This window comes from Frigidibacter sp. (assembly GCF_030695035.1).
GTDB lineage: Bacteria > Pseudomonadota > Alphaproteobacteria > Rhodobacterales > Rhodobacteraceae > Frigidibacter.
In genome coordinates, this window is record NZ_JAUYTT010000008.1 from 973,276 (window position 1) to 987,001 (window position 13,726).

A 13,726-nucleotide genomic window follows, 5' to 3' on the forward strand; every position below is an offset into this window, starting at 1 on the left:
CGGTTCATCCTTGTTGAGCGGTTTCGGCAGGGGGAGCGGACGGCGGTTGGGCTGCAACCCGACCGTCGTCACCTTTTCCCGGGGTCGGCGGGGCAAGCGTCGCCCCGGCCCGGAAATGGAATGGCAAGGCGGGCGGCTGAACGGGCGCGCCGCCTTGCAATCTTTCAAGCAGCAGCCGGGCAGCCTGACGGCCCATCGCCTCGGGCGAGGTTTCGATGGTGGCCAGGGGCACCTCGAGCAGGCGGCCGATCTCGATCCCGTCGAAACCGGCGACCGACATGTCCTGCGGGACGCGCCAACCCAGCAGCCGCGCGGCCTTTTGCAGGGCGATGGCGAGGAAGTCGTTCGAGGCGAAGATCGCCGTCAGCCCGGGATGCTGGCCCAGGATCACGGCAAGGCGCTCTGGCTGGCGGGCCTCGCCCTCGCCGATCTCGATCAGCGCCGGGTCCGGCAGGCCCCTTGCCCGGCACTCGGCCAGAAACCCGGCATAGCGGTTGCGCGAGCGGTCCGAAGTCGAAAAGCGCAGGGCGAGGAAGCCGGTGCGCCGGTGGCCGAGCCCGGCGAACTGGCGGGCCACCTCGCGCGCCGCCTCGACATTATCCACATAGGAGGTGACGAACCCGTCAAGCGGATCATGGAACATCAGCGCCACCGGGACACCGCGCTTGGACGCAAGCTGCAGGGCCGGGCTGCGGTCGGGCGCGACCATCGTGGCGATCAGCGCGTCGGTATCCTTGGACAGCAGCATCTCGATGGCGGCACCGTCCGCGGCCTCATCATAGTTGGAGCAGGAGATCAGCAGCTGGTAGCCCGAGCCCTGCAATTCCGCCTGCACGCCCTGCACGGCTTCCGCAAAGACCGGGTTGGCGAGCGAGGGCACAAGGCAGCCAATGGTCATCGACCGGCGGCTTTGCAGGGCGCGGCCGATGGCAGAGAAGCTGAACCCCAGCTCGCGCGCTGCCGTCTCGACCCGTTCGCGCACATCGGCGCTGGCGGAACCCGAGTTGTTCAGCACCCGGCTGGCCGTCGCCACACCGCATCCCGCCGCCTGCGCAACGTCCTTGATGGTGATGGCGGATTTTTGGGTCATGGTTTCGGCCCTGTGGAAACGTTTCCACACCTTGTAGAGCGCGAATCCACACAGGAATATGACAGCGGCGGAAAACAGGCTTTGCACCCGCGAAGCTATCTCGGCTGTCCCCTCGACCCAGTGCGGGCCAGACACTCCGCAAGCGATCAGCACCCCAGTCAAGGGAAATTGCAAAGCGCCGCAGCCTCGCCGATGCTTGCGGGCATGACAGATACATGCCCCCCGACCACCCTGCCCCGCCCGATGCCTTCCGAAGACGGGATCCTCGCGTTCCTTGATCGCTCCGAGGCGCTGTTCCCGGCCGATGCGGCGGACGCAACCGGACTGGAACGACACCCGCTTAAACAACCCCGAATTCGACGCGCTTCTGAACGACGCCAAGGGCGAGCTGGACGAGGCGAGACGGCGCGAGATGTATTCCTGGATGGCCTATCTGGTGCGCGATGAGGGCGGGCTGATCCTGCCGATGTTCAACAACTTCATCTCGGCCAATACCAACGACCTGCAGGGCTGGATCAACGATCCGACGCAGGATCTGATGAACGGCTACGCCCCGCATAAATGCTGGTTCGCCTGAGGGTGCGCGCGTGAACGCGGGCTCTCTTCTTGGACTGGTGGCCCAACGCATTGCGTTGGGCCTCGTCCTGCTGCTGGCGGCCTCGGCGCTGATCTTTGCCGGAACCCAGATCCTTCCCGGCGATGTGGCCCAGTCGATCCTGGGCCAGTCGGCCACGCCGCAGGCGCTGGCGAACCTGCGGGCCGAGCTGGGGCTGGATGAACCCGCGCTGACCCGGTATCTCCTGGCTCGTCGGGGCGCTTCAGGGCGATCTTGGCAGCGCGCTCAGCAATGGGCAGGACATTGCCACGGCGATGTCGCACCGGCTTGGCAACACGCTGTTCCTTGCCGGCACCACCGCGATCATCGCGGTGCCGCTGGCGCTGATCCTCGGCCTCGTGTCCGTGCGCTATCAGGGCCGCTGGCCCGACAAGGTGATCTCGGGCGTGACGCTGGCGACGGTGTCGGTGCCGGAGTTCATGCTGGGCTACATCGCTATGTTCCTCTTTGCGGTGCAGTTCCGGGTCTTCCCCTCGGTCTCAACCATCTATGACGGGATGAGCCTTGGCGAACAGCTGCAGGCCATCGCGCTGCCCGCGCTGGTGATGGTTCTGGGCCACATGATGCGGATGACGCGGGCCGCGATCCTCAACGTGATGCAATCGGCCTATATCGAGATGGCAGAGCTGAAGGGCCTGCGCCGCTTCACCATCATCTCGCGCGACGCCCTGCCCAATGCCATCGCCCCGATCATCAATGTGGTGATGCTGAACCTCGCCTATCTGGTGGTCGGCGTCGTCGTGGTCGAGGTGGTGTTCGTCTATCCCGGGATGGGGCAATATCTGGTCGATCACGTCTCCAAACGCGATGTGCCGGTGGTCCAGGCCTGCGGGCTTGTCTTTGCGGCCGTCTATATCGGCATGAACATGACCGCGGATATCGTCGCGCTTCTGGCCAATCCGCGGCTGAGGCATCCCAAATGACCCGTATCCCGATTTCGGCCCTTCTGGGCCTGCTGTTCACCGCCGCCTTCTTTCTGGCCGCAATCCTGGCGCCCTGGCTGTCGCCCTATGGCATGGCCGAGGTGGTCGGCGATGTGTGGGAGCCGATGTCCCCCACCCATTGGCTGGGCCGACTCCATCGGGCGCGATCTGCTGTCACGGATGATCTGGGGCGGGCGGGTCACGATCTTCGTCGCCGCCTGCGCAACGCTGATCGCCTTCATCACCGGGGTCGTCCTTGGCTTTCTGGCCGCGGTCGCCGGGGGCTGGGTCGATCAGGCGCTGTCGCGGCTGGTGGATCTGATGATGTCGATCCCAGCGCCGCCGGGGACAACCGCGCTGCTGTCGATCCGCGGCGTCACCGCCCGCTATCCCGGCGTGCCGGTGGATGTGCTGCGCGACATCACGCTCGATCTGGCACCGGGGCAGACGCTGGCGGTGGTGGGCGAAAGCGGGTCGGGCAAGTCCACGCTGGCCCGCGCCATCACCGGGCTCTTGCCGCCGACCCAGGGCGAGATCCTCTTCGACGGGCGCGCCCTGCCCCCGAAGCTTGCCGGCCGCAGCCAGGACGACCTGCGCGAGCTGCAGATGATCTACCAGATGGCTGACACGGCGATGAACCCGCGCCAGACGGTCGGCACCATCATCGGGCGGCCGCTGCAATTCTATTTCGGCCTGCGCGGCGCGGAAAAGCGCAAGCGCATCCTCGAACTGCTGGAAGAGATCGAACTGGGCGCCGGGTTCGCCGACCGCTACCCGGCAGAGCTGTCGGGCGGGCAGAAGCAACGGGTCTGCATCGCCCGGGCGCTGGCGGCCAAACCACGGCCGATCCTGTGCGACGAGGTGACATCGGCGCTCGATCCGCTGGTGGCGGACGGGATCCTCAAGCTGCTGCTGGACCTGCAGCGCGAGGAAGGGGTGGCCTATCTGTTCATCACCCACGACCTGGCCACGGTGCGCGCCATCGCCGACCAGATCGCGGTGATGTATCGCGGCAAGGTGGTGCGCAGCGGGCCAAAGGCCGAGGTGCTGGCCCCGCCCTTCGACGACTACACCGACCTGCTGCTGTCCTCGGCCCCCGAGATGCGGCAGGGCTGGCTGGAAGAGGTGATCGCGCATCGCAAGATGGCGGCGGGCGGGAACTGAAGCGGCGGTCAGCTCGCCGCAGTTTGTCCCGGCTTGATCCTGAGCGCCCGCAGCGCGTTCAGGATCACCGCCACGTCGATCATTTCTTGCAGCAGCGCGCCTTGCACCGGGGTCAGGTAGCCGAAGGCCGCGGCGATCATGCCAAGCACCGACAGGCCGATCCCGGCCACCACGCTCTCCATCGCGATGCGGCGGGACCGCTGTGCGATCTCAATCCCCGGCAGCAGCCGATCCAGATGATCGACCAGCAGCACCACATCCGCCGCCTCGGCCGAGGCTGCCGCCCCCCGCGCGCCCATCGCCACGCCGACATCAGCCGCCGCCAGCGCGGGCGCATCGTTGACGCCGTCGCCCACCATCATCACCGGGCCGCCCGCGCGCTCTGCCAGCACCAGCGCGACCTTCTGGTCGGGCGCCAGATCGGCGCGCACCGCATCGAGCCCCAGCCCCTCGGTCACCGCCTCGGCCACGGCGCGGCGGTCGCCTGTGGCCAGGACGATGCGCGCAACCCCCAGCCGGCGCAGCCCCGCCAGCAGGTCCGCGGTGCCAGCCCGCAGCGCGTCGGCCATCACCAGATGCCCCACCAACTTGCCATCCACTGCAAGCGACACCACCACCGCCCCCGCCGCAATGACCGCGGCTTCGGGAATCGCGACCCCCGCCTGCGCGGCGACGAACGCAGCGCCCCCGACGATGACCCGCCGCCCGTCGATGGTTCCCGCGACGCCCTCCCCGGGGGTTTCCACCACGTTTTCCGGAACCGGCAGGTCGATGCCCCGGTCTTGCGCCGCGGCGACAATCGCCTGCGCAACCGGGTGTTTGGAAGCCTGATCCAGCGCCGCGGCGAAGTGCAGGATCTCCTCCTCGGACAGCGCGCCAAGCCGGTCGATCCGCACGATCTGCGGCCGCCCGTCGGTCAGCGTGCCGGTCTTGTCGAGGATCAGGGTCTTGATCCGCGCCAGCGCCTCCAGCGGTTTCGCGCCCTTGATCAGCACCCCGAAATGCGCCGCCCGTGACAGCCCGGCCACCAGCGCCACCGGCACCGCCAGGATCAGCGGGCAGGGGGTCGCCACCACCAGCACCGCAACCGCGCGGATCGGATCGCCGGTGAACCACCAAGCCGCCGTCGCCAGCGCGACCGTCACCGCCAGGAACAGCAGCGAATAGCGATCCGCCAGCCGGGCCATCGGCGCCTTGGAGGCCTGCGCCGCCTCGACCAGCCGCACGATCCCGGCATAGGTGCTGTCGGCCGCTGCCCGCGTGGCCCGCAGGTCGAAGGCTTCGCCGGCATTGGTCGAGCCGCTCATCACCTCCGCCCCTCGCGCCAAGCGCATGGGCATCGACTCGCCGGTCAGCGCCGACTGGTCCAGCATCGCGCCCGCGCTGTCCACCGTGCCGTCCACCGGGGCCACATCGCCCTGCCGGATCAGCAGCAGATCGCCCGGCGCGATTGCGTCCAGCGTCACCTCCTCCAGCGCGCCGTTCCGGTGGCGGGTGGCGCTGCGGGGCACGCGGGACAGAAGATCGCTCATTTCGCGCCGGGCCCGGCCTTGCGCGAAGCTTTCCAGGAAGGTGCCGCCCGAATACATCAGCGCGACCACCGCCGCCGCCAGCGTCTCGCCGACCAGCAGCGCCGCCGACATCGACAGCGCGGCGACGATGTCGAGCCCGACCTCGCCTTGGCGCAAGCTGCGCAGGATTTCCACACAGAGCGCCGCCAGCACCGGGACAACGCCCGCCGCCCAGACCGGCCCGGCCAGCTGCGGCTGCCCGGCGAGCCAAAGGCCAAGGCCGGTGACCAGCCCCAGCAGCGCCAGCCCCAGCAGGACGATGTTCATGCGATCACGCACCAACGGAGTCATCTGCATATCTCCTGCGTCATGTCCCATCTCCGGGATTGTTTTCGAACAGCCGCCCCACCCGGGTTTCGCGGAAGCCATCGCCCATCCGGTCGATGAACAGCGCGCCCAGCCCTTGCTTACGCGCCATTGCCGCGCCCTCCAAGCTTCCCATGACCATCAGCGCCGTCGCCCAGGCATCCGCCTGCATGCAACTGGCATGGACCACCGTCACCGAGGCGGGCGGCGCCAGCAGCGGCGCGCCGCGGGCCGGGTCCATCGTATGCGACAGCAGGCGGCCCTGCACCTCCACCCAGTGCCGGTAATCGCCCGAGGTCGCCACGGCGGCGTCCTGCAGCGCAAGGATGGAATGGGGCGCGCGGCGTTCCGGGTCTGGCGCCTCGACGGCGACGGTCCAGGGCTCGCCGCCCGGTCGCGAGCCAAGCGCCCGCATCTCACCGTCGATGCCGACGAGGCCAGCGGGAAGGCCATGCTGCACCAGCGTTTCGGCCAACCGGTCCACGCCGTAGCCCTTGGCGATGCCGTTGAGGTCGAGCGTCAGGGGGGCCCGTTTCCGCACAAGGCCCGCGTCCATCTCCAGCACCTCATGCGCCAGCATCCGGCCCGCGCGCATCGCCTCCCGGATCCGCTCTGGCGCGGCAGCCTCCGGCCCAAATCCCCAGGCCCGGACCGCATCACCCATGCTGATATCGAACGCCCCGCCCGAGGCGCGGCCGATCTGCAGCCCCATGGCCAGAACCTGCCGCAGCCGGTCCGGCACCGCGACCCATTCCCCCACCGGCGCCACGTTCAGGCGCGTCACGTCGCTGCCGGGCTTCCAGCTGGACATCTGGGTGTCCACCTCATCGACCGCCGCCTGCAGGGCCAAGCGGACCGGCTCCGGATCGCACCCGGCAGGCGCGAAGACCAGCGCCGACCAGCAGGTGCCCATCGTCGGGCCGTTTAGGGCATGGCGCCGCAGGTCAGTAAACATCTTCGACATAGCGCCCCTCTGCCTTCAACGCCGCGGGCGTCAGCCCGAGGGGCGCCAGAATCTCGGCCAACGCCTCCGCCACCCCCGCCGCCATCCCCCGCCCGCCGCAGACCATGACGCGCGCGCCGTCCCCGATCAGCCGCGCCACCTCGGCGGCTTCGCCGCGCAGCGCATCCTGCACATAGAGCGGGCGCTTGCCGCGAGAGACGGCGGTGACCAGCCGGGTCAGCAGGCCTTCGCGCTGCCAGCCCGCGATCTCCTCGCCATAAAGGAAATCGCTGTCCGGGTGCCGCATCCCGAAGACCAGATGGATCGGCCGGTGCCGCGCATTGCCGCGCACGAAGCCCGCCAAGGGGCCGATGCCGGTGCCCGCGCCGATCAGGATCAGCGGCGCCCGGCCCTTGCCCGGCTGGAACCCCGGATTGGGGCGCAGGAAGGCGGTGATGGTGTCTCCCGGCTCCAGCGCAGTGAGTTGGCCGGAGCACAGGCCCCCCGGCTGCCGTTTCACCACGATCTCGACAAATCCGTCGCGGCGGGCCGAGGCCAGCGAGTAAAGGCGCGGCACGGGGGAGCCTTCGGGCAGGATGCCGATCAGGTCGCCCGCATGGAAGCGCGCGAAGCCCGCCCCGGTCAGCCGCTGCCAGAGTGTCGCTTTCGGCAGCGCAAAGCGCAGGATCGCGGTCGGGGCCTGCACCTCGACGCCATAGTCGCGGCGCGAGATCAGGGTGAGGATCTGTGTCGCAGGCAGGACCGGCTGGTGCGCCAGTTCCAGCGGTGCCCCTAGCACCTCCCCAAGTGCGCGGCCCCAGCGGGCGAAATCCTGCGGCGACTGGCGGTCAACCGTTTCGAAGGGCAGCAGCTCGGCCCAACCCTTGGCCCGTGCCGCCATCACCACCGCCTGCGCAAAGGCGCAATAGTCGGCAAAGCTGCGGTCGCCGAACCCCAGCACCGCCAGCGGCATCCCGGGCGCGGAGTCCAGCGCCGCCAGCCGGTCCAGGAACCCCTTGGCCGAAGCCGGGGCATCGCCGTTCCCATAGGTCGCGGCCAGCACGATGACGCGCTTGGCCCGCGCATAGCTGCCCGGCGCGAAAGCGGACATCGGCGCAACGTGGACGCTGTGCCCGGCCGCGGTGAGGGCGGCATGCAGCGTCGCGGCAAAGCCCCAAGTGCTGCCGCCCTCACTGCCGACCAGCAGGATGGTCTCGGCCCTTCCCGCAGGCTGGTTGCCGCGGATGCGCGGCCGCCCGCGGCGCCCGGCCAGCCAGATCAGCATGCCCGTCGCGCCCATCATCGGCACGCCAAGCGCCATCAGCCCCAGCAGCAGTCCAAGCGCGGCAGCGCCCTGACCTGTGTGCAGCATGTAGATGGTTTCCGAAACGCGCTCCCAGCCGCTCAGATCGGCCCAGCCAACCAGCGCGCCAGTGCCCTGATCCAGATAGCCGGTGCCCTGATCTGTCTTCAGCGTGAAGACATCCGTCGCGTCGCCGGGATAGGGGAAGTTCAGCGCCCGCAGCTCTGCCACCGGCGTCGCCTCCAGTGCTGGCATCCGGGCGATCTCCGCGCCCGTCTGGCCGCTGACTTCTGGCATGGCCAGCGCGGCGGCACCATCCGGCAGCAGCCCGAAGGTCGAGGCGGTCATCCACAGCGCGGTGGCCGAGGACAGCAGCAGCCCCAGCACCGCAACCCGCGCGATCTTTACATGCAGCTGCCCGGCCAGCGGCCCGCGCAATGGCGCGAACCAGCGCCGCCAACCGCCCATGCGCCGCAGCACCAGCGCCGTGCCCGACAGCGCCAGCACCAGCATCGCCGCCGCGCCCGCCGCCATCACCAGGCGGCCGGTGTCGTCGAGGAACAGCGAGCGGTGCAGGCTCGTCAGCCAGCGCTCGGTCTGGTTGGGGTCGGCAGAGCCCACGCCTGCCCCGGTGGCCGGGTCGATCACGGCCGCACCGGGCGCGCCCTGATCGAACCAATAGGCGGTGATCTGGCCCGAGGGCGCACGGCGGATCTGCTCCACCCCCGGATAGACCGCCAAGATACGCTCCGCCAGCGTGGCGACGGTCAGCCCCGCCTCGGCCTGGGGCGCGGCCAGCCGCTCGGCGGCCGGAAACACCGACAGCGCCGCGCCGCTGAGCGCCAGCAGCGTGACAAGCGCCAGCGCCAGGAGACCCGGCCAGCGATGGAGTGCGCGGATCATGGCCCTATGCCCTTACATGTCGTACGCGAAACTGGCGACGTAGCGGCGGCCCTGCACGGGCGTGCCCGCGCCCGCCGTCGTCAGCGGCACGGCCACCTCGTTCGGGCTGTCGCGCATATCCTCGACCGCGGCGTCGATATGCAGGGTGTAGCCCGCATCGAACAGCGCATCGGCGAGGTCGAGCGTGATCTCCAGCGTCCGGCCCGCGCCGACACTGGCACCGGTGATGCCATCGACCTGCGCGGTGTCGCCGCCGGTGGCGCGATACCAGTCGTTCAGGTGCTCGTAATATTTCGACTTGTGGCCCGCCATCCACAGGCTGCCCGCATAGGCGCCGGACGGATCGGTGACATAGAGCGCGAGATAGGCGCCATCGCCGCCATAGCTGCTCAGCGTGGTGGTCAGCGTGACCGGGCGCGCCGCGGCGAGGCCGGGAAGGGTCAGCGCCGTGGTCAGCGCAAGGGCTGCGAGAAGGGATTTCATCGGGGATCTCCGGGGTCAGAGGGGGATGCAGATGGAACGTGCGGCGCAGCAGCTTCCGCCGCGCCGCAGCGGCGCTCAGTTCACCTGAACCTGCGGCGGGGCGCCGGTTCCGAAGAGGCCGTTCTGCGGAGGCAGCTTGCTGCCGGCGGGCGCGGGATTGCGGGCGCCGCCCCGGCAGCCGCCCTCATCGTCATCATCGTCATCGTCGCAGTCATCGTCATCATCATCGTCATGCCCCCGCCAAAACCCTTTGCGGTTATCATCGTCGTCGTCATCGTCATCATCGCTGATCAGGATCAGCGGCAGCGCCGGTGTCCCATCCTCGGACAGCGCGGCAACGGGCCGCGATCCGGCGTCTGCGGGGCCGCGCGTCATGCTCCAAGCCGCAAAGCCAAGGGTGGCCGTCAGCGCGGTGGAGGCGACAAGCAGGGCAAGTGTCTTTCTCATGGCAGTGTCTCCTGTTCGGTTGCTGGGTCCAATGTGCAGACCCGACCTGAGAGCTTCCTGACAGCGCGGTGATTCCCGCTTCAGCTTGCTGTCAGGATGAAAACGCCCCGCCGGAACGGCGGGGCGTTTGGGTGGCGAGGCCCTCAGGCAAACTCGAAATGTTCGAACCGCACCCGCCGCGGCGACTGGCCTTGTGCCTTTAACCCCGCAAGGATGCCGTCCTTCAGGCCCGCAGGGCCGCAGAACCACAGATCGGCCTCGCGCAGCGGGAAGGGCGCGGACTGGGTCAGCCCCTCGGCCGTCAGCCGGCCGTCGCGCGCCGAGGCCACCACCTGATAGCTGAAGCGCGGGTTGCGCGCCGCCGCGGCGGCCAGCGTTTCGACCCCGACGGCCTCCTCCGGCGTGCGGACGGCATAGACAAGGTGGATGCCCTGCCGGTCTGCCGCAGTCAGGCTCTCGGCCCAGGCCACGAAGGGGGTGATGCCGACGCCGCCCGCCAGCCAGACCTGCCGCGCGCCGCCCTTGCGAAAGTTGAAGCGGCCATAGGGCCCCTCGACCTGCACCCCCATGCCCGCGCGCAGCGCGCCCGGCAGGCGCCGCGTCCAGTCGCCCCGCGCCCGGACCCACAGGCTCAGCGAGCCGTCCGCGCGCGGGGCGCTGGCGATGGTGAAGGGATGCGGCTCGGACAGTCCCGCCTCGGACGCGCGGACAAAGGCGAACTGTCCCGGCCGCCAGCGCATCGCGCGGCCTTTGGGCGCCAATGTCACCAGGGTGGTGTCGCCGTGCGGAGTGACCGCGCTGACGGTAAACTCCCGTCGCCGCAGGCTTGGGGCCAGGAACTCGGTATGAAGCCAGGCCACCACACCAGCGAGGCCGAAGCCATTCAGCAGCAGCGAGAGCGACGGATCGACGCCGGTGGGCAGATCGACGAAGAACTGATGGAACACGATGACGGCGAACAGCAGGCCCATGAACTGATGGCTGAACCGCCAGATCTGATAGGGGATCTCCAGCCCCACGAAGGGCAAGCGCCGGAACCAGCTGACCGCGATCAGCGCCAGCAGCGCGTTGAACGCGAGCTCGCCAACCTCGCTCGCCAGTTCACCCAGATCGGTCTCACGCACCACCCGCTCGAAGTCTGGCTCGATCTGGCTGTGCAGGATCATCAGCACCAGGGCCGAGATCCCCAGCCATTTATGCGCCCGGTACATGCGGTCGAGCCCGCCGAACAGCGGCTCCAGCAGCCGAGGGCGCGAGGCAAGGATCAGGGTCTGGGCCATGGCAACAACAGCCCCTGCCCCGACGGCGATGCCGAAGGCGGCCTCGGATCCGTAGGGCGCATAGGTGATGTAGCCGAGCACCGCCGCCCCACAGCAGATGAGTGCGACCAGAGCGGGGCCGGCCCAGATCAGCGGGCTGCCAAGGGCCGGGACGCGGGGGATGGACAGACGGCCCGGCGCAAGGGTTGCACGCTCAGTCATGGCTCGGCGTGCTCCGATCCCGGCGGCGGTGATCGTCATCCTCGTCCTCATATTCGAACTCGATCACCTCCAGCGTCGCAGGATCGACCGTCACCTCGATCCGGCGCCCGGTCGCATCGGTGCCGTCAATCTCATAGCAGCCATCGTCGATCTTGATCCGCCGCACCGACCAGCCGTTCTCCTCGGCCAGCCGCGCCACGGCATCCCGCGGCTGCCAGTCGGCCATCGGCACGAAGCAATCGTCATCCGCCAACGCGACCCCGGCCGGAAAGACCGCGAGAAAGCCGAGAATTGTCAATGTCTTCTTCATCAGCCAAACTCCACGATGCGGGCCCGTTGCCACTCCCTATGCGCGGCGAAGCTGACGGCAGCCTGAAGCAAGGACCACGGCGCCGTCAGCCTTGCGTCAGCCGGGCCAGTCAGGAAAGGTCAGCGAAAAGGAAACAGACATGCGCATCCTGCTGATCGAGGACGACACGGTTCTGGGCGCCGCCGTGCGCGACCAGATCGCGGGCGACGGGCAGTCGGTGGACTGGGTCACGCGGCTGGATGCGGCGGGCGATGCGATGGCGGGCGCCACCTATGACCTGCTGCTGCTGGACCTGATGCTGCCCGATGGCCGCGGCATCGGCTTCCTCAAGGCCCTGCGCGCGCGCGGCGACGTGACGCCGGTCATCATCCTCACCGCGCTCGATCAGGTGTCGGACCGGATCGAGGGGCTGAACGCGGGCGCCGACGACTACCTTGTGAAGCCGTTCGACCTGTCGGAGCTGTCGGCCCGCATCGGATCGGTCGCCCGGCGCTACTCCGGCAATCCCAACCCGATCATCAGCCACGGCCCGCTGGACATCGACCTTGCCGCCCGCAGCATCCGCCGCGAGGGCAAGCCGGTGCAGCTGACCGCCCGCGAATGGGCGCTGTTCGAGGCCTTCCTGTCGCGCCCCGGCCAGCTTCTGTCCAAGGCGCAGCTCGAGGAAAAGCTCTACGCCTTCGATGCCGAGGTGGAGAGCAACACCATCGAGGTGCATGTCAGCCGCCTGCGCAAGAAGCTGGGCAGCGCGGTGATCGAGACGGAACGCGGCATGGGCTACCGGCTGGGCAAACCATGACGCTGCCGCGCAGCCTGCAGGCGCGGCTGGCGCTGTCGCTGGGGGCGCTGCTGACGGTGCTGTGGATCGCCGCCGCCTCTGTCACGGCGCTGATCTTGCGCCATGAGATGGACGAGGTCTTCGACTCCGCCCTGCAGGAAACCGCGCAGCGCCTGTTACCGCTGGCGGTGGTGGATATCGTCGGGCGCGACGAGGATGGCGTGACACAGCACCTTGGCGCGATCCGCTCGCATGACGAGTTCTTCACCTATATCGTGCGCGATGCCGAGGGGCGGATCTTGCTGCAATCCCATGCCGCCGACCCGGCGGTCTTCCCGGCCTATGACGGCCCCGGCTTTCGGCGGACCGCAACCCACCGGCTGTTCAGCGATGAGGCCGTGCAGGGAACGGTCCGGATCACCGTCGCAGAGCCGCTGGACCACCGCGCCGATGTCGCGCGTGAGATCCAGATGGGCCTCGGCCTGCCGCTGCTGGTGGTGGTGCCGCTGGCGCTCCTGTGCATCGTGCTGGCCGTCCGCGCAAGCCTCGCCCCGCTGCGGCGCTTTCGCGGCCAGCTGGAGGCGCGCACGGCCCGCGACCTCTCGCCCGTCCCCGGCGAGGGCATTCCGTCCGAGATTGCCCCGGTTGCCGTGACCCTCAACGGGTTGCTCGCCCGGCTGAAGGCCACCTTCGAGGCGGAACGCAGCTTCGCCGCCAATGCTGCGCATGAGCTGCGCACCCCACTCGCCGGCGCCATCGCGCAGGCGCAGCGCCTGCAGACCGAAACCCGCGATCCCGCCGCCGCCGCCCGTGCGGGTGAGATCGAGGCCACGCTCAAACGGCTCACCCGGCTTTCCGAGCGCCTGATGCAGCTGGCCCGGGCCGAGGGCGGCCAGCTCCGGCTGAACCACAGCGCCGATCTGCGCCCCATCGCGCGCATCGTGGTCGAGGATATCGCCCGCACCTGTGCGCCTGGCCGCATTGTGCTGACGCTGCCACCGGCGCCGGTGATGTCGGACCTCGACCCCGACGCCTTCGGCATCCTCTGCCGCAACCTCGTGGACAACGCCGTCCGGCACGGCGCCAAGACCGCCCCGGTCGAAGTGACGCTGACGCCCGGCGGGCAGCTGATCGTCGCCAATGACGGGCCCGTCCTGCCCCCCGAGACCCTCACCCGCCTGACCGCCCGCTTCGAGCGCGCCGATGCCAGCACCGATGGCAGCGGCCTCGGCCTTGCCATCGTCGCCGCCATCGCAGACCGCATCGACAGCCCGCTGGTCCTGCGCTCCCCGAGACCGGGGGCGCCCTCGGGCTTCGAGGCCTCGGTAACGCTGCCGGGGGCGGATGCGGGAAAGGCCCCCGGCGTTGCGAAACCCGGGCAGCCGGGGTAACCAGGCCGCAGCCCCGG

11 protein-coding genes and 3 pseudogenes are annotated in these 13,726 nt (G+C 69.4%); 6 read left to right on the forward strand and 8 right to left on the reverse strand.

All coding sequences use genetic code 11. The annotated features are described in order from the left end of the window. Positions 1 to 4: 4 nt before the first annotated feature. Positions 5 to 1,090 carry a LacI family DNA-binding transcriptional regulator gene (locus Q8S30_RS08815; RefSeq protein ID WP_305665639.1) on the reverse strand — a complete coding sequence of 362 codons (1,086 nt, stop codon included), beginning with the start codon at positions 1,088 to 1,090 and terminating at the stop codon, positions 5 to 7. A gap of 304 nt (positions 1,091 to 1,394) precedes the next feature. Here Q8S30_RS08815 and Q8S30_RS08820 point away from each other — a divergent pair, with 304 nt between their 5' ends. From Q8S30_RS08820 to Q8S30_RS08835, 4 genes and pseudogenes are all read left to right on the forward strand, one after another. Continuing rightward, complete coding sequence (locus Q8S30_RS08820) at positions 1,395 to 1,667, forward strand: hypothetical protein (protein WP_305665640.1); 273 nt, start codon at positions 1,395 to 1,397, stop codon at positions 1,665 to 1,667. 10 nt (positions 1,668 to 1,677) lie between these two features. Then, positions 1,678 to 2,629 (forward strand): annotated as a pseudogene (locus tag Q8S30_RS08825) (ABC transporter permease). After that, a pseudogene (locus tag Q8S30_RS08830) lies at positions 2,626 to 3,010 on the forward strand (ABC transporter permease); the annotation flags it as partial. The pseudogenes Q8S30_RS08825 and Q8S30_RS08830, both read left to right, overlap by 4 nt. After that, positions 2,990 to 3,793 (forward strand): annotated as a pseudogene (locus Q8S30_RS08835) (ABC transporter ATP-binding protein); the annotation flags it as partial. The pseudogenes Q8S30_RS08830 and Q8S30_RS08835, both read left to right, overlap by 21 nt. A gap of 8 nt (positions 3,794 to 3,801) precedes the next feature. Here the strand turns inward: Q8S30_RS08835 and Q8S30_RS08840 are convergent. The 7 genes from Q8S30_RS08840 to Q8S30_RS08870 form a co-directional block, all read right to left on the reverse strand. Continuing rightward, on the reverse strand, positions 3,802 to 5,655 hold the full coding sequence (locus Q8S30_RS08840; protein WP_305665641.1) for a heavy metal translocating P-type ATPase: 1,854 nt from the start codon (positions 5,653 to 5,655) through the stop codon (positions 3,802 to 3,804). Positions 5,656 to 5,671: 16 nt separating this feature from the next. Beyond that, positions 5,672 to 6,634 carry an FAD:protein FMN transferase gene (locus Q8S30_RS08845; protein WP_305665642.1) on the reverse strand — a complete coding sequence of 321 codons (963 nt, stop codon included), beginning with the start codon at positions 6,632 to 6,634 and terminating at the stop codon, positions 5,672 to 5,674. Then, entirely contained in the window at positions 6,615 to 8,819 is a 2,205-nt protein-coding gene (locus tag Q8S30_RS08850; protein ID WP_305665643.1) for a PepSY domain-containing protein, read from the reverse strand. Before Q8S30_RS08850 ends, Q8S30_RS08845 begins: the two co-directional genes overlap by 20 nt. Before the next feature lie 12 nt (positions 8,820 to 8,831). Then, positions 8,832 to 9,302: a DUF2271 domain-containing protein gene (locus Q8S30_RS08855; RefSeq protein ID WP_305665644.1), complete on the reverse strand. Its 471-nt coding sequence runs from the start codon at positions 9,300 to 9,302 to the stop codon at positions 8,832 to 8,834. A 75-nt stretch (positions 9,303 to 9,377) separates the two neighbouring features. After that, entirely contained in the window at positions 9,378 to 9,749 is a 372-nt protein-coding gene (locus Q8S30_RS08860) for a hypothetical protein (protein WP_305665645.1), read from the reverse strand. A gap of 143 nt (positions 9,750 to 9,892) precedes the next feature. Then, positions 9,893 to 11,230 (reverse strand): ferredoxin reductase family protein, encoded by a 1,338-nt coding sequence (locus tag Q8S30_RS08865; protein WP_305665646.1) that lies wholly within the window; start codon positions 11,228 to 11,230, stop codon positions 9,893 to 9,895. Continuing rightward, on the reverse strand, positions 11,223 to 11,540 hold the full coding sequence (locus tag Q8S30_RS08870; RefSeq protein ID WP_305665647.1) for a PepSY domain-containing protein: 318 nt from the start codon (positions 11,538 to 11,540) through the stop codon (positions 11,223 to 11,225). Before Q8S30_RS08870 ends, Q8S30_RS08865 begins: the two co-directional genes overlap by 8 nt. A gap of 139 nt (positions 11,541 to 11,679) precedes the next feature. On the opposite strand from Q8S30_RS08870, the gene Q8S30_RS08875 reads away from it, so the two are divergent. Beyond that, positions 11,680 to 12,339 carry a response regulator transcription factor gene (locus tag Q8S30_RS08875; RefSeq protein WP_305665648.1) on the forward strand — a complete coding sequence of 220 codons (660 nt, stop codon included), beginning with the start codon at positions 11,680 to 11,682 and terminating at the stop codon, positions 12,337 to 12,339. Then, a complete protein-coding gene (locus Q8S30_RS08880; RefSeq protein WP_305665649.1) occupies positions 12,336 to 13,709 on the forward strand; it encodes an ATP-binding protein in 1,374 nt (457 codons plus the stop codon). The genes Q8S30_RS08875 and Q8S30_RS08880 overlap by 4 nt, the downstream gene beginning before the upstream one ends. The last annotated feature ends 17 nt before the right edge of the window (positions 13,710 to 13,726 follow it).

Bases quoted from the DNA above. Each gene is read 5' to 3' on its own strand.
- Q8S30_RS08840 (WP_305665641.1), bottom strand. From the start codon at position 5,655: ATGACTCCGTTGGTGCGTGATCGCATGAACATCGTCCTGCTGGGGCTG.
- Q8S30_RS08880 (WP_305665649.1), top strand. From the start codon at position 12,336: ATGACGCTGCCGCGCAGCCTGCAGGCGCGGCTGGCGCTGTCGCTGGGG.
- Q8S30_RS08820 (WP_305665640.1), top strand. From the start codon at position 1,395: ATGCGGCGGACGCAACCGGACTGGAACGACACCCGCTTAAACAACCCC.
- Q8S30_RS08845 (WP_305665642.1), bottom strand. From the start codon at position 6,634: ATGTCGAAGATGTTTACTGACCTGCGGCGCCATGCCCTAAACGGCCCG.
- Q8S30_RS08875 (WP_305665648.1), top strand. From the start codon at position 11,680: ATGCGCATCCTGCTGATCGAGGACGACACGGTTCTGGGCGCCGCCGTG.
- Q8S30_RS08855 (WP_305665644.1), bottom strand. From the start codon at position 9,302: ATGAAATCCCTTCTCGCAGCCCTTGCGCTGACCACGGCGCTGACCCTT.
- Q8S30_RS08860 (WP_305665645.1), bottom strand. From the start codon at position 9,749: ATGAGAAAGACACTTGCCCTGCTTGTCGCCTCCACCGCGCTGACGGCC.
- Q8S30_RS08815 (WP_305665639.1), bottom strand. From the start codon at position 1,090: ATGACCCAAAAATCCGCCATCACCATCAAGGACGTTGCGCAGGCGGCG.
- Q8S30_RS08865 (WP_305665646.1), bottom strand. From the start codon at position 11,230: ATGACTGAGCGTGCAACCCTTGCGCCGGGCCGTCTGTCCATCCCCCGC.
- Q8S30_RS08850 (WP_305665643.1), bottom strand. From the start codon at position 8,819: ATGATCCGCGCACTCCATCGCTGGCCGGGTCTCCTGGCGCTGGCGCTT.
- Q8S30_RS08870 (WP_305665647.1), bottom strand. From the start codon at position 11,540: ATGAAGAAGACATTGACAATTCTCGGCTTTCTCGCGGTCTTTCCGGCC.